This is a genomic window from Caldimonas manganoxidans ATCC BAA-369 (assembly GCF_000381125.1).
GTDB lineage: Bacteria > Pseudomonadota > Gammaproteobacteria > Burkholderiales > Burkholderiaceae_C > Caldimonas > Caldimonas manganoxidans.
Window position 1 is genome coordinate 1 of sequence record NZ_KB905971.1, and the last position, 20163, is coordinate 20163.

Annotated in this window: 20 protein-coding genes, 1 tRNA gene and 1 pseudogene; 7 read left to right on the forward strand and 15 right to left on the reverse strand. The window is 65.1% G+C overall.

Going from position 1 to position 20163, the window contains the following annotated elements:
* A pseudogene (locus F615_RS20560) lies at positions 1–150 on the reverse strand (ISL3 family transposase); the annotation flags it as partial.
* A 121-nt stretch (positions 151–271) separates the two neighbouring features.
* Between F615_RS20560 and F615_RS20040 the strand changes: the two are divergent.
* Positions 272–445, forward strand: a complete 174-nt coding sequence (locus F615_RS20040) for a hypothetical protein (protein ID WP_019562115.1) — start codon at positions 272–274, stop codon at positions 443–445.
* Here F615_RS20040 and F615_RS0115665 read toward each other — a convergent pair whose 3' ends face one another.
* A complete protein-coding gene (locus F615_RS0115665; protein WP_019562116.1) occupies positions 446–769 on the reverse strand; it encodes an RnfH family protein in 324 nt (107 codons plus the stop codon).
* Entirely contained in the window at positions 756–1208 is a 453-nt protein-coding gene (locus F615_RS0115670) for a type II toxin-antitoxin system RatA family toxin (RefSeq protein ID WP_019562117.1), read from the reverse strand. Before F615_RS0115670 ends, F615_RS0115665 begins: the two co-directional genes overlap by 14 nt.
* Positions 1209–1255: 47 nt before the next feature.
* Between F615_RS0115670 and smpB the strand changes: the two genes are divergently transcribed.
* Positions 1256–1720 (forward strand): SsrA-binding protein SmpB, encoded by a 465-nt coding sequence (gene smpB / locus F615_RS0115675; protein ID WP_019562118.1) that lies wholly within the window; start codon positions 1256–1258, stop codon positions 1718–1720.
* Positions 1721–1775: 55 nt separating this feature from the next.
* On the opposite strand, the gene F615_RS0115680 is transcribed toward smpB, so the two are convergent.
* The 7 genes from F615_RS0115680 to F615_RS0115710 form a co-directional block, all read right to left on the reverse strand.
* Positions 1776–2978 (reverse strand): trans-sulfuration enzyme family protein, encoded by a 1203-nt coding sequence (locus F615_RS0115680; RefSeq protein WP_026330382.1) that lies wholly within the window; start codon positions 2976–2978, stop codon positions 1776–1778.
* Between the two features lie 9 nt (positions 2979–2987).
* Complete coding sequence (locus F615_RS0115685) at positions 2988–3887, reverse strand: NAD(P)-dependent oxidoreductase (RefSeq protein WP_019562120.1); 900 nt, start codon at positions 3885–3887, stop codon at positions 2988–2990.
* Between the two features lie 29 nt (positions 3888–3916).
* Positions 3917–5308, reverse strand: a complete 1392-nt coding sequence (rimO, locus tag F615_RS0115690) for a 30S ribosomal protein S12 methylthiotransferase RimO (RefSeq protein ID WP_019562121.1) — start codon at positions 5306–5308, stop codon at positions 3917–3919.
* 41 nt (positions 5309–5349) lie between these two features.
* Positions 5350–5937 carry a polyhydroxyalkanoate synthesis repressor PhaR gene (gene phaR, locus F615_RS0115695; protein WP_019562122.1) on the reverse strand — a complete coding sequence of 196 codons (588 nt, stop codon included), beginning with the start codon at positions 5935–5937 and terminating at the stop codon, positions 5350–5352.
* Positions 5938–6143: 206 nt separating this feature from the next.
* Positions 6144–6220 (reverse strand) — tRNA-Val (locus F615_RS0115700).
* Positions 6221–6256: 36 nt separating this feature from the next.
* A complete protein-coding gene (locus F615_RS0115705; RefSeq protein ID WP_019562123.1) occupies positions 6257–8524 on the reverse strand; it encodes a RelA/SpoT family protein in 2268 nt (755 codons plus the stop codon).
* Complete coding sequence (locus tag F615_RS0115710) at positions 8521–9399, reverse strand: alpha/beta fold hydrolase (protein ID WP_019562124.1); 879 nt, start codon at positions 9397–9399, stop codon at positions 8521–8523. The genes F615_RS0115705 and F615_RS0115710 overlap by 4 nt, the downstream gene beginning before the upstream one ends.
* Before the next feature lie 72 nt (positions 9400–9471).
* On the opposite strand from F615_RS0115710, the gene F615_RS0115715 reads away from it, so the two are divergent.
* Entirely contained in the window at positions 9472–10242 is a 771-nt protein-coding gene (locus tag F615_RS0115715) for a 3-hydroxybutyrate dehydrogenase (RefSeq protein WP_019562125.1), read from the forward strand.
* Positions 10243–10349: 107 nt separating this feature from the next.
* Here F615_RS0115715 and F615_RS0115720 read toward each other — a convergent pair whose 3' ends face one another.
* Positions 10350–11057 (reverse strand): SIMPL domain-containing protein, encoded by a 708-nt coding sequence (locus tag F615_RS0115720; protein WP_019562126.1) that lies wholly within the window; start codon positions 11055–11057, stop codon positions 10350–10352.
* Positions 11058–11310: 253 nt separating this feature from the next.
* Between F615_RS0115720 and ompR the strand changes: the two genes are divergently transcribed.
* Positions 11311–12054, forward strand: coding sequence for an osmolarity response regulator transcription factor OmpR (gene ompR, locus F615_RS0115725; protein ID WP_019562127.1), 744 nt, complete (start codon positions 11311–11313; stop codon positions 12052–12054).
* A gap of 131 nt (positions 12055–12185) precedes the next feature.
* Positions 12186–13520, forward strand: coding sequence for a sensor histidine kinase family protein (locus tag F615_RS0115730; RefSeq protein ID WP_019562128.1), 1335 nt, complete (start codon positions 12186–12188; stop codon positions 13518–13520).
* Here the strand turns inward: F615_RS0115730 and ispF are convergent, their stop codons facing one another.
* A complete protein-coding gene (gene ispF, locus F615_RS0115735) occupies positions 13521–14000 on the reverse strand; it encodes a 2-C-methyl-D-erythritol 2,4-cyclodiphosphate synthase (protein WP_019562129.1) in 480 nt (159 codons plus the stop codon).
* Positions 14000–14695: a 2-C-methyl-D-erythritol 4-phosphate cytidylyltransferase gene (gene ispD / locus F615_RS0115740; protein WP_019562130.1), complete on the reverse strand. Its 696-nt coding sequence runs from the start codon at positions 14693–14695 to the stop codon at positions 14000–14002. The genes ispF and ispD overlap by 1 nt, the downstream gene beginning before the upstream one ends.
* Before the next feature lie 106 nt (positions 14696–14801).
* Between ispD and mfd the strand changes: the two genes are divergently transcribed.
* Both mfd and serB read left to right on the forward strand, forming a co-directional pair.
* Complete coding sequence (mfd, locus tag F615_RS0115745; protein ID WP_019562131.1) at positions 14802–18245, forward strand: transcription-repair coupling factor; 3444 nt, start codon at positions 14802–14804, stop codon at positions 18243–18245.
* Between the two features lie 35 nt (positions 18246–18280).
* A complete protein-coding gene (gene serB / locus F615_RS0115750; RefSeq protein ID WP_019562132.1) occupies positions 18281–18982 on the forward strand; it encodes a phosphoserine phosphatase SerB in 702 nt (233 codons plus the stop codon).
* 45 nt (positions 18983–19027) lie between these two features.
* Here the strand turns inward: serB and rraA are convergent, their stop codons facing one another.
* Together rraA and F615_RS0115760 are read right to left on the reverse strand one after the other, a co-directional pair.
* Entirely contained in the window at positions 19028–19525 is a 498-nt protein-coding gene (rraA, locus tag F615_RS0115755) for a ribonuclease E activity regulator RraA (protein ID WP_019562133.1), read from the reverse strand.
* Positions 19522–19995 carry an Lrp/AsnC family transcriptional regulator gene (locus F615_RS0115760; RefSeq protein ID WP_019562134.1) on the reverse strand — a complete coding sequence of 158 codons (474 nt, stop codon included), beginning with the start codon at positions 19993–19995 and terminating at the stop codon, positions 19522–19524. Before F615_RS0115760 ends, rraA begins: the two co-directional genes overlap by 4 nt.
* Positions 19996–20163: the final 168 nt, after the last annotated feature.

Here is a 20163-nt window from a genome sequence, read left to right on the forward strand (position 1 = left end):
ACCGCATGCCGGGCAGGCGAGCCTGCTGGTGTGGCAGCCGATCTCGAAGTCGATACGCCGCTTAGCGGTGTCGAGCCTGACGTCATCGACGACCCACGGCGGCTGCAAGCCCAGCGCGCTGGTGAACAGAGCTTCTACGGCAATGCCCATGGACTCATCCTCCTGATCAAACACGCCTCGTGGACATGTGCACAGGCCGGCCAGCGGCCTGCACACATGCCCACCGGGCGCGACGACCAGGAGTCATTGTGACTGTTGGGTTCCACACGAAATGACGAAGAGCCCCGAGAACTGCACGCGGGCTCGCAATTACCTGCAAACACTGGAAAGTGGGGTGCGCCTCACCCGCACCAATGCGAAAGGCGAACGGGAGTTCCTCGGTGATGAGGCTCGCGCCGCCGAAGTCGCTCGCACCCGCGAGCTCATCGCCGCCAACTGTGATTGATCAGCGTGCGGGGCGACGCCGCCGCCCCGACGGCGCTTGTTGGCGGTATCGCAGCCGTCGCGCCTCTTTCGGATCGACCTTGAGCGGACGGTAGATTTCCACCCGATCACGCTCGCGCAAGGCATCGTCCAGCCCCGCCAAGCGCCCCCAGATGCCCACCCGGTGGCCGCCGGCGTCCAACAGCCCTTGGTGACGCTGCAGGATGCCACTGGCTTGCAGGGCGTGTCGCACGGTCGCCCCTTCGGGCAAGTCCAAACTCACCCGATCCACGCAGTGAGGCGCCGGGGCATAGACCACCTCGACCTTCATCTCAACGTGCCCCATAGACTTGCTCAGCACGCCGCACGAAAGAGTCCACGAGCGTATTGGCGATGCGGTCGAACACCGGGCTGACCAAGGCCTGCAGCGCCGTGCTGGAAAATGCGTAACGCAAGTCGAGCTCCACCTTGCACGCTGGCGGCCCAGACGGCCCACTGCCCAAGGGCAGAAAGCGCCATTCCCCGGCCAGTTCCGAAAACGGGCCGTCCACCAGTTCGACCACCACCAGTTCGGGGGCCTGGTGGGTGTTGCGTGTGGTAAAGGCATGATGCAAACCGGCGTAGCGCAGCGTCAGACGCGCTGTCATCTCATGCTCGGTTTCGGACAGGATCTCTGCCTTTTCGCACCAGGGCAAGAAGGCCGGATACTGTGCCACGCCGGTGACGAGCTCGTACATCTCGCGCGGCGAGTACCACAGCAGAACGGACTTCTTGACGTGCTTCATACAATGCCGGGATTGTAGTGAGCCGCGCAGACCCCACCGAACCTGTCATGTCGATCGTCGAAAACCGCAAAGCACGCTTCAACTATCACATCGAAGAACGATTCGAGGCAGGCATCGTATTGTCCGGCTGGGAAGTCAAGGCCATTCGCGCCGGCCAAGTGCAGCTCACCGATGGCTACGTCGTCATCAAGGATGGCGAGCTCTACCTGATCGGCTGCCGCATCAATGCCCTGCGCACGGCCTCCACCCACGTGCGCCCCGAGGCCGATCGCACCAAGAAACTGCTGATGCACAAGGATCAGATCCGGCGCCTCATCGGCAAGGTGGAACAAAAAGGCTATACCCTGGTGCCGCTCGATCTGCACTACAAAGGCGGCTTGGTGAAGGTCGAGATCGCGCTGGCCAAGGGCAAGCAATTGCACGACAAGCGTGAAGCCGAAAAAAAACGCGACTGGGAACGTGAAAAGGGACGCTTGATGAGACACAAAGTCTCATCACGTGCGAAGGACTGAGCGCGCAGCGCAGCGGACCTTCTGCCAACAGGGGCGCCTGGAGAGACCGAAGGTCTCAGCGAGCGCCAAGGGCCGTGTCCTTGGCCTGCGCCAGGTCGGCGATGAGGTCATCCACCGCCTCCAACCCGATGCACAGACGCACCAGCGTGCCTTGGTAAGGCGTTGGCAAACGGCGCATGCCTTCGGCCCGATAGGGCACGGCCAAACTTACCGGCCCTCCCCAGGACCAGCCGATGCGAAACACTCTGAGCGCATCGACGAAGGCATCCCCCTGCGCCGGTGTGAATCGGGGGTCGAGCTCTACGGTCAACAGCCCAGCGGCCGCCGAACACAGGGACTGCCAATGCTCGTGCCCTGGTGAGCCCGGCATGGCCGGATGCAGCACGCGCACGAACTCGGGTTGCTCGCAGCACCATTGCGCAATACGCCGTGCCGCGCGATCCTGGGCGTGATAGCGCAACTCCAGCGTGGGCAACGAGCGCAGCACGGCTTCCACGTCATTGGCGCCCACGCCCAGACCCAGGCGGCTGTGGGCCCAGGCCAGGGTCTGATACAGACCGGCGTCACGGCAGGCAATCGAGCCCATCAACACGTCTCCCCCGCCCGAGGGGTATTTGGTCAAGGCATGCACCGTGAGGTCCACGCCCAGCCCCTCGCCCAACTCGAATGGCGCGAAAGCCAGCCCCGCACCCCAGGTGTTGTCCAGGGCCACCACGGCTTGTGGCGCACGCTGTCGCACCAAGCGCACCAGGGCACGCAGGTCAGGAAACTCCAAGGTCACCGAGCCCGGCGCCTCCAGCCAGACCAGCTTGACTTCGTCAGACAGCACGGACGCCAGCGATGAGGCATCCATCGGGTCGTACAGCCGGTGTCCAATGCCCCAATGTGCGAGCTCGTGCTGGGCAAAATTCAGGCTCGGTCCATAGACGTTGTCCGGCAGCACCACCACGTCGCCTTGGCGCAGCAGCGCCATGTCCACCGTGGTGATGGCCGACAAGCCACTGGGGGCCAGCAACACGTGACGGGCGCCCTCCAGCGTGGCCAGGCGCTCTTCGAGCATGAAGGTGGTCGGTGTGCCATGCAGGCCATAGGTGTAAGCGCTCTTGTCGTCCCAGCGCCGCCGGCGCAAGGCCGCCACATTCGGAAAGAACACCGACGAGGCCTTGAACACGCCGGGCATGGTCGCATCGAACTCCGACGGCGGCCGATACGGATGGTGGATGAGCTCGGTGCTGCGGCGAGGGGTAAGCTGAGTCATGGGCAAAGATCAGTATCCGAGTTGACGATCCACCAGGCGAGGCAAAGGGTGGCCGGTTTCGAGCGCTTCCAACCCTTCGATGAACTGGGCGACGATGGTGTCCACCGACGATTGCGCCGCGATGTGCGGCGTGATGATCAGATTCGGCGCATCCCACAGGGGGGAGTCCGGCGGCAGGGGTTCGTGCACCTGCACGTCCAGCGCCGCAAAGGCCAGATGCCCACTGCGCAGCGCGGCCAGCAGATCCTCCTCGACCACATGAGCGCCACGGGCGATGTTGATGAAGGCTGCTGCGCGAGGCATGACCGCCAGCGCCGCCCGGTCGATCAGGCCGCTCGTCTCTGGGGTCAAGGGCAAGGCGCAGACGACGATCCGGGCCTCGCGCAAGGCCTCGTGCAGGGGACGCCCTTGGCTGCGTCGCCATCCGTCCACCACGAAACCGCAAGCGCTGAGCATGCGCGAGATGGCCTGTCCGGTCGCCCCCTGCCCCAGCACACAGACACGGTGGCGGGCCGCGGCCATCGGGTGCCGCGCCCACAGGCGTTCACGTTGCTGCTGCTCGTAGCGCGGCAGCTCACGCGCGAAACGCAAAGCCATGGCCGTGACGTATTGAGCGATGCCCAAAGCCTGGTCGGGGTCGATGATGCGTGACACGGGCACGCTGGCGGGCAACTCGGGCACCAGCAGCTTCTCCACGCCGGCGGCCACGGAACAGACCCAGCGCAGGCGAGACATCGCCTCGGCCACGCCGGCGGGAAACCGCCAGCCAAGCACCACGTCGGCATCGGCCCATTGGGACGCCGGCTGCTCACGTGACCAGACCGTCAACTCATCGTGTGGCCGCAAGCGACGCAAAGCTTCGACATAGGGCTCGGCCGACAGAGGGTGGGTCAGCAGAAGGATTTTCATGGCCCCCCAACCTTAGCCGAAACGTCTGTTCAGAGGGGCTGGCCAATCAGGTCATGCCCCTGCGTGCCGACGATCAGGGCCTGCGTGAACTCGCCAACCTTCAGCGTGCGTGAAGCCTTTTGTGGCGGCAGCAACCGCACCGTGCCATCGATCTCGGGCGCATCGGCATAGCTGCGCCCCACCCCGCCCTTGCGACCCAACGCCGGGGCAGCGTCCACCAGCACTTGCATGGTGGCACCCACGCGCTGTTGCAACTTGGCGGTGGACACGGCCTCGGCCACGGCCATGAAGCGGGCGCGCCGCTCCTGGCGCACGGCATCGGGCACGGCGCCGGGCAGCTCATTGGCCGCGGCGCCATCGACCGGAGAATAGGCAAAGCAGCCGGCTCGGTCGATCTGCGCCTCGCGCATGAAGTCCAGCAAGTATTCGAACTCGGCCTCGGTCTCGCCTGGGAAGCCCGCGATGAAGGTCGAGCGGATGACGATCTCGGGGCAGATTTCGCGCCAACGTCGGATGCGTTCGAGGTTCTTTTCCCCGCTGGCCGGACGTTTCATGCGCTTGAGCACATCCGGGTGCGCATGTTGGAAGGGCACGTCAAGATACGGCAGGATGCGGCCTTCGGCCATCAGCGGCACGATGTCGTCCACATGGGGGTAGGGATAGACATAGTGCAGCCGCACCCAGGCACCATGCTCGGCGGCCAGATCGCCCAGCGCCTGCACGAGTTCGAGCATGCGAGTACGCAGGGGTTTGCCGTCCCAGAAACCCGTGCGGTACTTCAGGTCCACACCGTAAGCGCTGGTGTCCTGGCTGATCACCAGCAGTTCCTTCACCCCAGCCTCGAACAGTCGCCGCGCCTCGTTGAGCACGTCGCCGATGGGCCGCGAGACCAAATCGCCACGCATGCTGGGGATGATGCAGAAGGTACAACGGTGATTGCAGCCTTCGCTGATCTTGAGGTAAGCGTAATGCCGGGGGGTGAGCTTGATGCCGGTGGGCGGCACCAGATCGACGAAGGGGTCGTGGGGCTTGGGCACGTGCCGGTGCACGGCATCCAAGACCTCCTGGGTGGCATGCGGCCCGGTGACGGCCAGCACCTTGGGATGCACTTCTTGCACCAGGTTGCCGCCGCCCTGCCCGGCGCGGGCGCCCAGGCACCCCGTGACGATGACCTTGCCGTTTTCGGCCAAAGCCTCGCCGATGGTGTCGAGGCTTTCCTTGACCGCCTCATCGATGAAGCCACAGGTGTTGACGATCACCAGATCGGCGCCCTGAAAGGTTTTGGAGGTCTCGTAGCCTTCGGCGCGCAGTTGGGTGAGGATGAGCTCGGAGTCCGTCAGCGCCTTGGGGCAACCCAGGCTGACGAAACCAATTTTGGGGGGAGAGGCGGTGGCAGCCACCGCCGGCGAGTCTTGCGTCATGGGCGAATTTTCGCCGATCCGCCCGCCCCGGGCCCGCGGCCTCAGCGCTTGGGGGGACCGAAGCCGGGGAACCCCGGCGGCATCAGCGTTTCGGCCTGCTTTTGCATTTGGGCTTGCAGCTGCTCAAAGAGCGTCTTGGACTGCTCGAGATAGCTGTTCATCAGCCCTTGCACCATGGGCGCTTGCACGCTCATGAACTGTGTCCACATCTCCGGCGAAAAGCCCTTGCCTTCGACCATGCCGCGCGACTGTTCGGCAAAGCGCTTTTGCATGTTGACGAAGGCTTCGATGCTCTTTTCGAGATAGGCCCCCATCATGCCCTGCATCGCGTTGCCGTAGACACGGATGATGTCGGCCAGCATGTGAGTGGAAAACATGGGCACGCCGCCGGACTCTTCCTCCAGGATGATTTGCAGCAGGATGCTGCGGGTGAGGTCCTCGTTGGTCTTGGCATCGCGCACGATGAAATCTTCCCCGGCCAAGACCATTTTTTTCACATCGGCCAGCGTGATGTAGCTGCTGGTGGCCGTGTCATACAGGCGACGGTTGGGGTATTTCTTGAGCGTGCGCAACTGCGGGGCTGCGCCACCACTTGCCGAAGGCGAGGCGCCACGTTTGGCCTGTGCCATGAGGGTCTCCAACTACCGAACAGGTGCACGACAGTGCACTGCAAAATTCATTCTAGGGGGCCACCCTGTGAGAACGGCAAGGGGGTTTCCCCACGGTATGCACGCCTGTGTGCGCAACTCGCCACGCTTTGCGGCCATGGGCGGCGCAATGAAAGCGGCCCAATGAAAAAGCCCCGCAGGAATCACTCCGCGGGGCTTTGCGTGTTTGGTAGGCGCGATTGGACTCGAACCAACGACCCCCACCATGTCAAGGTGGTGCTCTAACCAGCTGAGCTACGCGCCTAAGAAGCTCGATACTATAGCATGTTTTTCGGCAGGTTCAGCGTCGTCGGGCTCGCCGCACCCCTTGGACCTGCGCCACCACGCCCAGCACCTGGTTCAGACGTGCGGAATCGGCCACCTCCACGGTGAAGGTCATCCATGCGATGCCGCGCACGGTTTGCGTATTGACGCCGATCACGTTCATCTTCTCCTTGGCGAACACCTCGGAGATGTCGCGCAGCAAGCCCTGACGATCGACGGCTTCGACCGTGACATCCACGGGATAGACGGGAATCTTGTCACCCGTGGGTTGCCCCCAGGCCACGGCGATCACCCGCTCTGGGTGGCGGCCGGCAATCTGCCGAAAGGTCGAGCAGTCGGCCCGATGCACCGCCACCCCCTTGCCCTTGGTGACATAGCCTCCGATCGCATCGGGCGGCGCGGGCTTGCAGCAGCGCGCCAGCGTGGTCAGCAAAGACTCCACGCCCACGACGAGCACCCCGCCCTTGCTGCTGCTGGATGCACTGCGGGGCTTGCGCAAAGCGATCTGATCGTCGGCGGTGGGCCCTGGCTCGGATGGACGCAGCAGGTTCTCGATGTGGCGCAGCGAGTACTCGTCTTTACCGACCACATCGAACAAGGCCTCGGCGTTGCGAAAGCCCAGTTGCGTGGCCAGGTCCTCGAGCTTCATTGCGGTGCGCCCCTCCCGTTGGAGGAGCTTCTCCACCAGCTCGCGTCCGCGGGCGATGGTTTGTTGTTGCGCCAGCGCATTGAACCAGGCGCGCACTTTGGCCTTGGCCCGTGCGCTGCGCAAATAGCCCAGCTCAGGGTTGAGCCAATCCATCGAGGGGCCGCCTTCTTTGGCCGCGAAGACTTCCACGGTCTGACCGCTTTGCAGCGGCGTGTTCAACGGCACCATCACACCATCGACCCGGGCCCCTCGGCAGCGGTGGCCCAAGTCGGTGTGCACGGTGTAGGCAAAGTCCACCGGCGTGGCCCCAGCCGGCAGCTCCACGATGGCCGCTTGGGGCGTGAACACGTAGATGCGATCGTCGAAGACGGCGCCGGAGGTCTCGGCCGCCTGACCGACGAAATCGCGTTCCCAGGCCAGCAGTTGGCGCAGCACGGCCTTGCGGGCTTCGGCCACCTGGGCTTCGAAATCGCCTGCCGCGCTGACCCCCGCGTACCCGCGAGTGCCGGCCTCTTTGTAGGCCCAATGGGCTGCCACGCCATGCTCGGCATGCTCGTGCATGGCCTGGGTGCGGATTTGAATCTCCAGACTGCGCCCCTGATCGTCGTAGACCACGGTGTGCAGCGACTGATACCCATTGGCTTTGGGCTTGGCGATGTAGTCGTCGAACTCCTCGGGCAGCGGACGGTACAGCTCATGAACCAGACTGAGCACGGCGTAGCAGTCGGGCACGCTGCGCACGATGACACGCAAGGCGCGCAAATCGTAGACATGGTCGAAATCGAGCTGCTTGCCCCGCATCTTCTTCCAGATGCTGTAGATGTGCTTGGGCCGACCCTGCACTTGCGCGTCGATACCGTGCTCGCGCAGCTGGGCGCTCAAGCGCTGACGCGCCTGCTCGACCACCTGCTCACGCTCGATGCGCTTTTCGTCGAGCTGGCGGGCAATGGCCTTGTACTGGTCGGGCTCGAGGAATCGGAACGACAGATCCTCGAGCTCCCATTTGATCTGCCAGATGCCCAGCCGATTGGCCAGGGGCGCGAACACGTGCAGCGATTCGCGCGCGAGCACCAGCGGACATTCGCGCTTGGATTGCGCGTAATAGCGCAAGGTCTGCAATCGCGAGGCCAAGCGCACCAGCACCACGCGCAGATCGCGCGAGAACGCCAACAGCATCTTGCGCACACGCTCGGTCTGCTCGGCTCGCATGTCCTCATCGACCAAGGCATCGCGGGCGTTGCGCTGGATCTGCACCAACTTGCGCGTGGCGGCCACCAAGCTCGCGTAAGACGGGCCAAAAGCCTTGCCGATCACCTCCTCGGGCTTGTTGAGGTATTCGCTCACGTAGACGAGGTACACCGCGGCCTGCAGCGATGGCGAAGCCCCGATGGCCCGCAGGATCGAGGCCACACCATGGGCATGGTCCAGCGCGTCCTCGCCCGTGTCGAGCCTTTGGCCGGCCAGCAGAGGCTCGGCAAAGGCGCGCGCGCGCTCCAAGCGCGCCACTTCCTGGGCCAGGGCTTCGGCCGCGTCAGCCCCGCGCGGCACGGCGGCCGCAGACGGCGCATCCATCTCGCCGGCCAGTTGCACGATGGGCGCGGCATGCTCGGCCGCGTCCTGAGACATGGTCTTCATGCTGAGGTCAGAAACTCCCGGACCACGGCCACTTGAGCCGGGTCCACCAGCGTGGGCGCATGGCCCACGCCCTCGAACTCCACCACTTTGGCCCGCGGCCCGCGCTCGGCCATGGCCTGGGCCGTCTGCCGCGTCAACAAGTCCGACTGCGCACCGCGCAGCACCAGCGTGCGCGTGCGCAGGCTGTCATAGCGCTGCCACAGCATGGCCTGTGCCGCGGCGGCCATCTCCGGGGTGGCGGCATGGAATGGCACCGCGATCTTCGGGTCGTAATGCGGGATGTAGCCCACGCCCTGCTCATCTTCGATCCGGCGCAACATGGGGCGCGTCAGGGCCAGCCACTGCTCGCGCGTGTGCGGGCCAAAGCCTTCGGAGATGGACAGAAAGTAGTCGGCAGCGGCCTCCACCGTCTCGAAACGTGGGACCTGCCCCACGTAGCTGCCAATGCGCGCCAGCGCCGCCGGCTCGATCGTGGGGCCCACGTCGTTGAGCACCAAGGATCGCACTGGCGAGCCCTTCAGCGAGGCCAAGCCCAATCCGATGAGCCCGCCCATCGAGGTGCCGACCCAATCCACCGTCTCGGCCCGCAGGCGCGCCAGCAAAGTCACCATGTCGGCCACATAGGTCGGAATCTGGTAGCCCATCGGGTCGTCGAGCCAGTCCGAACGCCCGCGGCCCACGACATCGGGACACACCACGCGATAGTGGTCGCACATCGCTTGCGCCAGCACATCGAAGTCGCGGCCCTGGCGTGACAGCCCATGCACGCACACCAGCACCCGGCCGTTGGACGGGTCGCCCCACTCCCAGTAGGCCATGCGGTGCAGTCCGTGAGGGTCCAGACATTGCACGAAATCAAGGCGTGGCTGCGTCATCGGGGCATTCCTCTCTGATAATCCAAGCGCTTGTCGCCGATTCTCCCTGAACCTTAGCAAAGAGGACTCTGTATGTTGAAAGGCAAGACCGCCCTGGTCACGGGTTCGACCAGCGGCATCGGCTTGGGCGTGGCCTTGGCTTTGGCACGTGAAGGCGCCGACGTGATACTCAATGGTTTCGGCGACGTCGAAGGTGCGAAGGCCGCGGTGGAAAAGACCGGTGTGCGGGTGGGCTATCACGGGGCCGACATGAGCCAGCCAGCGCAGATCGCCGAGATGATGGCCTACGCCCAAAAGGATTTCGGCGGCGTGGACATCCTGGTCAACAATGCCGGCATCCAGCACGTGGCTGCAGTGGAGGACTTCCCGCCCGAGAAGTGGGATGCCATCATCGCGATCAATCTCAGCTCGGCATTTCACACCACCCGGCTGGCCTTGCCGCGCATGAAGCAGCGCAACTGGGGCCGCGTGATCAACGTGGCCTCGACCCATGGCTTGGTGGCCTCGGCACAAAAGTCGGCCTATGTGGCCTCCAAGCACGGGATCGTGGGCTTCACCAAAGCCGTGGCGCTGGAGACGGCCACCACTGGCGTGACGGTCAATGCGATTTGTCCCGGCTGGGTGCTGACCCCCTTGGTGCAGAAGCAGATCGATGCCCGCGCCGCCCAAGGCGGCATCCCCGTGGAGCAGGCCCAGCGGGAACTGCTGGGAGAAAAGCAGCCTTCGCTGCAATTCACCACGCCCGAGCAATTGGGAGCGCTGGCCGTCTTCCTGTGCTCTGCGGCGGCCGACAACGTCCGCGGCGTGGCCTGGAACATGGACGGCGGCTGGGTGGCCCAATAAGCGCGGAAGGCCCGCCCCATCGGACGCTCGGCCGGCACACGGTCGCACGCCCGGCTCGGCCCGGTCCTGGAGCCCGATCGCATGAACCGGCGCGTGCCGGTGGGACCCTACTTCAACGTCACGCTGCCGCTGACGGTCACCGTCACGAGCGCTTTACCGGCTTCCACCGGCACGGGGGCCGCTTCGGCGGCCGTCACGTCGGCTTTGGCGCGCATCATCATCGGCCACGGGGTCACCCCGGGCTCCGAGGTCGAGACGCTCACTTCCCGCAGCTCATAGCCCCGAAAGCCAAACAACTCGGCCAGCTCCTGCGCCCGGGCTCGGTAGCGTGCCACGGCCTGGGCTTGCACGGCCGCCTCGTGCCTTTCGCGGGCCTGGCGCGACAGCCCCTGCGAGACGCGGGCCACGCTCAGCGTCTGGATGCGGGCAGCCGTTTGCGTGATGCGCGCCCAATCCATGCCTTCGAGCACCAGCTCGGCCGTGCCCTGCCAGCCCGCGATTCGCCCTTGGCTGGCATAGCGCGGGTAGATCGAAAACTGACCGGTGCGCACATCCATCGCGCCGGGCTGGGCGGCAGGCCGGGCCTGGGCCAGAGCCGCTTCCACGGCCTGCTGCAGCGCCTTTTGAACCGCCGCCGCATCGCCGGCTTCGCGCGTGGTGTTCAGGGTCAGACTCAAAAAGTCTTGCGGAACTTCCATGCTGGCGCTGGCAGAAAAACTCACCACTTGGGCCGGCGGCACCGGCTGGGCCAGCGCCCCGGAGCTCAGCAAGACCGCAGCGAGGTACAGGCCGGGCCAAACGACATGCTGCTTCATGGATTCCTTTCCTGGAGGGGCAAGACACTGTGAATGTAGGAGGCTAACGCAAGCCGGTGCGGCCAAGACGACCGCCCGTGCCGCCCACGCAGGGATGGGACGGCGCAGGACACGCCCTTCACCCGCTGACGCACAGGGTTTTGCGGTCGCGGTTCCCCCGAGTGGCAATATTTGTAACACTTGGTCAAAACGGCACTTTTTCGCGACTGCGCAACCCCACAATCCCGCTTTGTTACAAATTCGGGAGTCCTCGATGACCACAACCCCTCAGACCCCCGCCCCCCGTCCCGACCAGATCGTGGTGGTGGATGACGATGCCCGCATCCGTGACCTGCTGCGCCGATATCTCACTCAAGAAGGCTTCGAGGTCTTCCTGGCCGAGGATGCCAAGGCCCTGAACCGGGTGCTGACGCGCGAAACCGTCGATTTGATCGTGCTGGATCTGATGTTGCCCGGCGAGGATGGTTTGTCGATCTGCCGCCGGCTGCGGGCGGCCAATGATCAAACGCCCATCATCATGCTGACGGCCAAGGTCGAGGATGTCGACCGCATCGTCGGCTTGGAAGTCGGGGCCGACGACTATTTGCCCAAACCCTTCAACCCGCGCGAGCTGCTGGCGCGTATCCATGCGGTGTTGCGTCGGCGTCCGGCCATGGAGGCCCCAGGTGCGCCGACCAAGGAGCCGCAGACCGTGGTGTTCGGCCCCTTCGAGTTCGACTTGGCTCAGCGCCGGCTCACGAAGGATGGTGAGGCCATCCCGCTGACGACCGGCGAGTATTCGATGCTCAAAGCCTTGGTTCGTCATCCGCGCCAACCGCTGTCGCGTGACAAGCTGGCCCAACTGGCGCGGGGCCGAGAGTTCGAGCCCTTCGATCGCAGCCTGGACGTGCAGATCTCGCGCCTGCGCAAGATGATCGAACCCGATCCGGCCCAACCCCGCTATATCCAGACGGTGTGGGGGGTCGGCTATGTGTTCGTGCCCGACGGAAACGCCTGAACTTGCCCTCATCACCCCGGCACGCCAGACCCCTGGGTCTGGCGTTTTTCATGCATTCCTGAGACCGTCCCCGGCTGGCGGAGGGCATACTGCGGGGCGCGTGTGAATCCCAGCCCTGTCCGACGAGCCCGATGGTCCGCAAACGTGTCACCCTGAGCCTGTTCTGGCGCACTTTCATGATGCTCGGCGCCCTGCTGGGGTTTGGCATCGTCGCCTGGGTGCAAACCTTCCGGGCGCTGGAATTCGAGCCGCGGGCCGTGCAAGCGGCCCAGCAGCTGGCCAGCCTGGTGAACCTGTCGCGGGTGGCGCTGCGCTACACCGATAGCATCAACCGGGTGGCCTTGCTCAAGACCATCACGGAGCAAGAAGCCATCCGGGTCCAGCCGCGCGAAACCTCAGACGCCTATGTGCCCTTCGAGAGCGACCGCTTTACGCGACGCATCGCCGAGGAATTGCGCAGCCGTCTGGGTCCGACCACGGTGGTGGCTTCCAGTGTGAATGGACGCCCAGGACTTTGGATCGACTTCGCCATCGAGACCGACCGTTATTGGCTGCAAGCAGACCCGCAGCGCCTGCAGCCCGTCACCGGCAAGACCTGGTTCGTCTGGGTGGGCATCGCTTTGCTGGCCACGGTGATCGGCTCGGCCACGGTCGCGCGGCTCATCAACCAGCCGCTGCGCCAGCTGTCGTTTGCCGCCAGCCGCATCCGCGAAGGCGAGTACGAATCGCGCCTGGACGAAAACACCATGACCAGTGAGATCCGGGAGGTCAACAAGGGCTTCAACCGCATGGCACGCGAGTTGGCCAAAGTGGAAGAAGACCGCGCGGTGATGCTGGCCGGCATCTCGCACGACCTGCGCACGCCGCTGGCGCGGTTGCGCCTGGAAGTGGAGATGAGCGTCCAAGACGAAGAAGCCCGTCGCTACATGGCCGCCGACATCGACCAGCTCGACGCCATCATCGACAAATTCATGGACTATGCGCGCCCGGGCGAGGTCAAGCTCGTGCCGGTGCACTTGTCTGGGGTGATCGACCGAGCCGCGGCCGCCTTCCGCGACACCAGTCAGATCCGTATCGAATCACGGGTGGCCATCGACACCATGGTGCTGGCCGACGAAACCGAGTTGGGGCGGGTGATCGCCAACCTGTTCGAGAACGCGCGACGCTATGGTCGCAGCAGCGACACCGGCATCGCCTTCGTGCAGGTGACATACGCCCGCACCGGCCCTTGGGTCATCATCAGCGTGCGCGACCACGGCCCGGGCGTCTCGCCCGAGAAATTGTCGCAACTGACCACCCCGTTTTTTCGTGGCGATGCGGCACGCACGGCCGCCACCGGTGCCGGACTGGGGCTGGCCATCGTCGAGAAGACCATTTTGCGCATGGGCGGCACCTTCGAGCTGAGCAATGCCACGCCGCCCGACACCGGGCTCATCGCCCGCATCCGGCTGCGCAAAGCCCCTTGATCAAGCCCGCCGCAGCAGGCACACCGCGCGCGCCTCGATCGATTCCTGCCGCCCCACCGGTCCGAGCTTCTCGGCCGTCTTGGCTTTCACGTTGACCTGTTGCACCGAACAGCCCAACACGGCGGCGATGCGTTGGCACATGGCCGGGATGTGCGGCGCCATCTTGGGGGCCTGGGCGACGATGGTGGCATCGAGATTGACCAACTCATAGCCGTGCTCGCGCACCCGGCGCATCGCCTCGGCCAGGAGCACCGCGGAATCGGCACCACGGAAGCGCTCGTCGGTGTCCGGAAAGTGCCGGCCGATGTCGCCCAGCGCCGCTGCGCCCAGCAAGGCGTCGGTGATGGCATGCAGCAAGGCATCGGCATCCGAATGCCCTTGCAGTCCGAGATGGTGTGGGATCTCCACCCCCCCCAGAATGAGCTTGCGCCCCGGCACCAAGGCATGCGTGTCCCAACCTTCTCCGATGCGCCAGTCCATCAACGTGTCCTCAACAGTCGTTCGGCCAGGACGAAGTCCTGCGGATAGGTGATTTTGAAGTTTTCCAGCGCGCCAGGCACGAGCTTGGGCCGATGGCCCAAGGCTTCGACGGCACTGGCCTCGTCGGTGACGGCCTCGCCGGCATGCGCCAACGCCGCCTGCAGCAAACCCAAGCGGAACATCTGTGGCGTCTGGGCTTGCCACTTTGCATGGCGGTCCAGGGTACTCACACAACGGCCATCACGTGCTTCCTTGAGCGTGTCGGCCACCGGCAAGGCCAGCAGCCCCCCGACTTCGTCCTGATCGCATGCATCGATCAGCGCTTCGACCCACTCGGGCCGCAGCAAGCAGCGGGCCGCATCATGGACCAGCACCCAGTCGTGCGGCTGGACGCCGCGCTCGCGCAGCACCGCCAAACCGGCCGCCACCGAGGCCGCACGGCTGGGCCCGCCCACGCGCGCCACCCAGCCGGCGTAGTGGGGCACGGCGTGCTCGAAGCGCGCATCATCGGGCGCCAGCACCACCAAAGTGCCCGCCAGCCTCGGCACGGCGGCCAGCGCCGCCAGCGTATGCGCCACGACCGCGCGCCCGGCCAGCAGCTCGTACTGCTTGGGGCCGGCCGCCCCGGCTCGCACCCCCACCCCTGCGCAGGGAACCAGCGCATAACAACGGGGAGCCTCGAACGAGATCTGCATGAGGCAGCAGCAGTCTAAAGGGATGCGGATTCTATAATCTGGCCGCTCTTTCGCCCCGGGGGAGCGCCCTTTCGGGGCGATTTGCTTTTGCCAGGCCGCCCCGTCCATGCAGATCCCGTCCCTGACTCCCGGCAAGCGCTACACCCTGCCCCGCCCTCCGGGCTCGGCCGATGCCCTGCTGCTGGCGCATTTCGCGCGTGCGCAAAGCCAGGCGGGTCGTCTGGCCGTCATCATCACGGCCGAGCCTGCCGATGCCCAACGGCTGCATGACGAGCTGGCCTTCTTCGACCCGGCTTTGCGCTGTGCGGTGTTTCCCGACTGGGAAACCCTGCCCTACGACACCTTCTCGCCCCATCAGGACCTCATCTCCGAACGCCTGGCCACGCTGTGGCGGGTGCTGCGCAAAGAGGTGGACGTGGTGCTGCTGCCAGCCACCACGGCGCTGGTGCGCCTGGCGCCGCCGTCGTTCTTGGCGGCCTACACCTTTCATTTCAAACAAAAAGAGAAGCTCGACGAAGCCGCGTTGAAGGCCCAGCTCACTTTGGCCGGCTACACGCATGTGAGCCAAGTGGTGTCGCCGGGCGAATACGCCGTGCGCGGCGGGCTGATCGACCTGTTCCCGATGGGCTCGCCGGTGCCTTATCGCGTCGACCTCTTTGGCGACGAGGTCGATTCCATCCGCACCTTCGACCCCGACAGTCAGCGCAGCCTCTACCCCGTGCCCGAGGTACGCCTGCTGCCCGGGCGCGAGTTTCCGATGGACGAAGACGCCCGTGCGAAGTTCCGCGCCCGCTGGCGCGAGCGCATCGAGGGCGACCCGAGCAAGGCGCGGATCTACAAAGACATCGGCCTTGGCATTGCCACCGCCGGCATCGAGTACTACCTGCCGCTGTTCTTCGATGAGACGGCCACGATCTTTCAGTACATCGGCGAGACGGCGGTATTGGGTTTGCACGGAGAGATCGACGAAGCCCTCAAACGTTTTTGGGCCGACACCCGGGAGCGTTATCGCTTCTTGCAGCACGATCCCGAGCGTCCCTTGCTGCCGCCCGAAGACCTCTTTCTTCGGCCCGAAGACTTTTTCAGCCTCGCCAATGCGCATGCCCAGCTCGCATTGCGCGGTCAGGGCGAGGTGGACTGGGCTCGCCCCTTGCCCGACCTTTCGGCCGAACGGGGCACGCCACAGCCGCTGAAGCGGCTTCAGACACATGTGAACACCACCGCGCACCGGGTGCTCATCGTGGCCGAGTCGCCCGGTCGCCGCGAAAGCCTGCTGGAACTGCTGCGAGACAACCAGATCGAGCCGCCCACCGTCGACACACTGGCGGACTTCGAGGTGGCGGACACCCATTTCGCGATCACCGTGGCGCCATTGGCCGCCGGCTTTCACTGGCAGCGGCCCGAGCCTGCGCCAGCCATCCAGTTCATCACCGAGACCGAACTCTTCGCCACGGCGCCCACCACGCGCCGCCGACGCAAGCAAGAGCAAGTCAGCAATGTCGATGCGCTGATCAAAGACTTGTCCGAGCTCAAAGTCGGCGATCCGGTCGTGCATGCCAACCACGGCATCGGGCGCTATCAGGGTTTGCTGAACATCGACTTGGGCGACGGTCCGAGTGAGTTCTTGCACTTGGAGTATGCCGACAAGGCCACGCTGTATGTGCCCGTGGCGCAGTTGCATTTGATCAGTCGCTACACCGGCGTGAGCGCCGAGGAGGCGCCGCTGCACCGTTTGGGCTCGGGCCAGTGGGAAAAAGCCAAACGCAAAGCTGCCGAGCAGGTGCGCGACACCGCAGCCGAGCTGCTGAACCTCTACGCTCGCCGTGCCGCGCGCCAAGGGCATGCCTTCCGTTTTTCGGCGCACGATTACGAAGCCTTTGCCGCGAGCTTCGGTTTCGAAGAAACACCGGATCAGCGTGCAGCCATCCATGCGGTGATCCAGGACATGATCAGCCCGCGCCCGATGGACCGGCTGGTGTGTGGCGACGTGGGCTTTGGCAAAACCGAGGTGGCCCTGCGCGCGGCTTTCGTGGCCGTCACCGGCGGCAAACAGGTGGCTTTGCTGGCGCCCACCACCTTGCTGGCCGAACAGCACTACCAAACGCTGTGCGACCGGTTTGCGCAGTGGCCCGTGAAAATCGCCGAGCTTTCCCGCTTTCGCACGGGCAAGGAAGTGCGCCAAGCGCTCGACGGCCTGGCCGACGGCACGGTGGACATCGTCGTGGGCACGCACAAGCTGCTGTCGCCCGATGTGAAGTTCGCTCGCCTGGGCCTGCTCATCATCGATGAGGAACACCGCTTCGGCGTGCGCCACAAGGAAGCCATCAAAGCCATGCGCGCCGAGGTCGATGTGCTCACCCTCACTGCCACGCCCATCCCGCGCACGCTGGGCATGGCGCTGGAGGGGCTGCGCGATTTGTCGGTGATCGCCACCGCGCCGCAGCGCCGCCTGGCGATCAAAACCTTCGTGCGCAACGAAAACAATGGCGTGATCCGCGAGGCCGTGCTGCGCGAGCTCAAGCGGGGCGGGCAGGTCTATTTCCTGCACAACGAAGTCGAGACCATCCAAAACCGGCGCGAGAAACTGGCCGAGCTGCTGCCCGAGGCCCGTATCGCCGTGGCCCACGGCCAGATGCACGAGCGCGAGCTGGAGCGCGTGATGCGCGACTTCGTGGCCCAGCGCTACAACGTGCTGCTGTGCTCGACCATCATCGAAACCGGCATCGACGTGCCCACGGCCAACACCATCATCATCAGCCGGGCCGACAAATTCGGCTTGGCTCAGTTGCACCAGCTGCGGGGCCGGGTGGGCCGCTCCCACCATCAAGCCTATGCCTACTTGCTGGTGCCCGATGTGGAAGGGCTCACGAAGCAGGCCGCGCAACGCCTGGAAGCCATCCAGAGCATGGAAGAACTGGGCTCGGGCTTTTATCTCGCCATGCACGACTTGGAAATCCGCGGAGCAGGCGAAGTGCTCGGCGACAGCCAAAGCGGCAACATGCAGGAGGTGGGCTTCCAGCTGTACAACGAGATGCTGGCGCAGGCCGTGCGCGACCTCAAGGCTGGCCGCGAGCCCGATTTGCTGTCGCCGCTGAACGTCACCACCGAAATCAACCTCCACGCCCCGGCCCTGTTGCCCGACAGCTACTGCGGTGACGTGCACGTGCGCCTGAACCTCTACAAACGCCTGGCCACTGCCGAGCGATTCGAACACATCGACGCCTTGCTCGAAGAAATCACCGACCGCTTCGGCAAGCTGCCCCCGCAGGGCCAGACGCTGTTCGACGTGCACCGGCTGCGGGTGCTGGCCAAGCCGTATGGCGTGCTCAAGATCGATGCGGCGCCTACCGCAATGAGCATCACCTTCCGCCCCAACCCCCCCATCGATGCGATGCGCATCATCGAGCTGGTGCAGAAAAACCGCCACATCAAACTGGCCGGCAACGACAAGCTGCGCATCGACAAGGCCTTGCCCGACCCGAAAGACCGCGCCCAGTTCATCCGCGATGTGCTGCGTTCGCTGGGCACGCCGGTGGCCACGGCGGCTTGAACACCTTGTGAATTTCCGTGCCCCCTTCAACTGACATGACACCCCCCACCGAATACGCCCCCGGGCTCGTCATCCGTGGATTCACCCCCCCGCTGCGCCTGGCCGACTACAAGGCCATCGCCTTCGACATGGATTCCACGCTGATCAATATCGAGTGCATCGACGAGATCGCCGATGCCGTCGGCAAAAAGGCCGAAGTGGCTGCCATCACCGAAGCGTCGATGCGCGGTGAGATCACCGACTTCAAGGACAGCCTGCGCCGACGTGTGGCCTTGCTGCAAGGCGTGCCCGAAGGCGCACTGAGGGAGATCTACACCCAACGCTTGAGACTCAACCCTGGGGCTGCGGAATTGGTCGATGCCTGCCGCGCCGCGGGGCTGCGCACGCTGCTGGTCTCGGGGGGCTTCACCTTTTTCGCCGAGCGCGTACGCGAACGGCTGGGAATCGACCACGCGCGAGCCAATGTGCTCGACATCCACGACGGCCGGCTCACCGGACGTGTGCTGGGCGACATCGTGGACGGCGAAGAAAAGAAACGCCAGCTGCTGGCGCTGTGCGAGCGCCTGGGCTGCCCGCCGTCGCAAGCCATCGCCGTGGGCGACGGCGCCAACGACCTGCCGATGATGGCCGCCGCTGGCCTGAGCGTGGCCTATCACGCCAAGCCCAAGGTGCGCGAGCAGGCGATGGTGGCCATCGATGAAGGCGGCCTGGACCGCTTGTTGGAGGTGCTGCGCTGACGCGCAAAGCCGGCGCCAGTGCGGCCACGCCGACGCCCCCTGGGCTCAGGCGCGCGCCGGCATCACGACGATGCCGTCTTCGTCGGCAAACAGCCAGTCCCCGGGGCGCACCCACACCCCGTGAATGAGCACTGGCACGTCACGCAAGCCCTGCCCGCGACGTTCGGTGGGCATGGGATGCAGGGCCAACGCACGAATGCCCACTGCACAGGCGCGCAGTTCGGCGGCATCGCGCACGCAGCCATGGACCACCACCCCGGCCCAGCCATTTTTTGCCGCAGCCGCAGCGATGTTGCCCCCCACCAAGGCACGCGCCAGCGAGCCGCCACCATCGACCACCAGCACCTGGCCCTGGCCTGGGCCTTCCAACAGCGCCTTCACTTCGGTGTTGTCCTCGTAGCACTTCACCGTGCGCACCGCACCGGCAAAACGCGGCTTGCCGCCGTAGTCGTGAAAGACCGGGGGCAACACCCGAAACGCGCCGCTGGCATCGCCCTTGTGCTCGTCACACAGATCACAGGTGGAAAAAGACTCGAAGTTCATGCGTTGTCAACCTTTTGGATCGGGGGTTTCACATCCTCGGGCCGGGCCGGCAGCACCGGTTGATGCTCGCGGGCGGCATTCAGGATGATGGAAGTGGAAGTTTCCGTCAGCAGGCAAAACTTCGTCACCACCGCATCGAGGTGCGCGACATCGATCACGGCGATCTCGAGGATCCAGCTGTCTTCACCGGTGACGTTGTAGGCGTTGATCACCTCGGGCGTCTGCTGGATGAGCTTGACCACCCGCGCATACTCGGCGCGCCCCACGCGCACGATCGCGCGAATGCCGTAGCCAAGCTTGGCCAAATTCACCTGCGCACGGTAGCCGGTGATGATGCCGGCGGCTTCCAGCTTGCGCACCCGCTCGGTCACTGCCGGCTGGCTCAGGTGCACGCGCCGGCCCAGCTCGGCCATCGATAAACGGGCATCGGCCTGCAGTTCGGCAAGAATGCGGGTGTCGTAGTGATCCATGTCGATCTTCAAAGAAGAAGGCCTAGGGAAACGCTGATCAAGTCCTGCGCCTGGCAGTAGTCCGTCTTGTCGCCCTGGTGATGGGCGGCGATGATTACGGTCATGAAGCAGATGACCTTGGCAGCGGCGGCCGATGCGTCCGCGGGATTCGAGCGTTTTCGCAAGCCC

Excerpts from the sequence above, each read along its gene's own strand:
- F615_RS0115680 (WP_026330382.1), bottom strand. The coding sequence starts at position 2,978 with ATGACTCAGCTTACCCCTCGCCGCAGCACCGAGCTCATCCACCATCCG.
- F615_RS20040 (WP_019562115.1), top strand. The coding sequence starts at position 272 with ATGACGAAGAGCCCCGAGAACTGCACGCGGGCTCGCAATTACCTGCAA.
- F615_RS0115730 (WP_019562128.1), top strand. The coding sequence starts at position 12,186 with ATGGTCCGCAAACGTGTCACCCTGAGCCTGTTCTGGCGCACTTTCATG.
- mfd (WP_019562131.1), top strand. The coding sequence starts at position 14,802 with ATGCAGATCCCGTCCCTGACTCCCGGCAAGCGCTACACCCTGCCCCGC.
- smpB (WP_019562118.1), top strand. The coding sequence starts at position 1,256 with ATGTCGATCGTCGAAAACCGCAAAGCACGCTTCAACTATCACATCGAA.
- F615_RS0115665 (WP_019562116.1), bottom strand. The coding sequence starts at position 769 with ATGGGGCACGTTGAGATGAAGGTCGAGGTGGTCTATGCCCCGGCGCCT.
- F615_RS0115685 (WP_019562120.1), bottom strand. The coding sequence starts at position 3,887 with ATGAAAATCCTTCTGCTGACCCACCCTCTGTCGGCCGAGCCCTATGTC.
- F615_RS0115715 (WP_019562125.1), top strand. The coding sequence starts at position 9,472 with ATGTTGAAAGGCAAGACCGCCCTGGTCACGGGTTCGACCAGCGGCATC.
- F615_RS0115760 (WP_019562134.1), bottom strand. The coding sequence starts at position 19,995 with ATGGATCACTACGACACCCGCATTCTTGCCGAACTGCAGGCCGATGCC.
- phaR (WP_019562122.1), bottom strand. The coding sequence starts at position 5,937 with ATGGCACAGGCCAAACGTGGCGCCTCGCCTTCGGCAAGTGGTGGCGCA.
- ispF (WP_019562129.1), bottom strand. The coding sequence starts at position 14,000 with ATGGACTGGCGCATCGGAGAAGGTTGGGACACGCATGCCTTGGTGCCG.
- rraA (WP_019562133.1), bottom strand. The coding sequence starts at position 19,525 with ATGAACTTCGAGTCTTTTTCCACCTGTGATCTGTGTGACGAGCACAAG.
- rimO (WP_019562121.1), bottom strand. The coding sequence starts at position 5,308 with ATGACGCAAGACTCGCCGGCGGTGGCTGCCACCGCCTCTCCCCCCAAA.
- ispD (WP_019562130.1), bottom strand. The coding sequence starts at position 14,695 with ATGCAGATCTCGTTCGAGGCTCCCCGTTGTTATGCGCTGGTTCCCTGC.
- F615_RS0115720 (WP_019562126.1), bottom strand. The coding sequence starts at position 11,057 with ATGAAGCAGCATGTCGTTTGGCCCGGCCTGTACCTCGCTGCGGTCTTG.
- F615_RS0115670 (WP_019562117.1), bottom strand. The coding sequence starts at position 1,208 with ATGAAGCACGTCAAGAAGTCCGTTCTGCTGTGGTACTCGCCGCGCGAG.
- F615_RS0115705 (WP_019562123.1), bottom strand. The coding sequence starts at position 8,524 with ATGAAGACCATGTCTCAGGACGCGGCCGAGCATGCCGCGCCCATCGTG.
- ompR (WP_019562127.1), top strand. The coding sequence starts at position 11,311 with ATGACCACAACCCCTCAGACCCCCGCCCCCCGTCCCGACCAGATCGTG.
- serB (WP_019562132.1), top strand. The coding sequence starts at position 18,281 with ATGACACCCCCCACCGAATACGCCCCCGGGCTCGTCATCCGTGGATTC.
- F615_RS0115710 (WP_019562124.1), bottom strand. The coding sequence starts at position 9,399 with ATGACGCAGCCACGCCTTGATTTCGTGCAATGTCTGGACCCTCACGGA.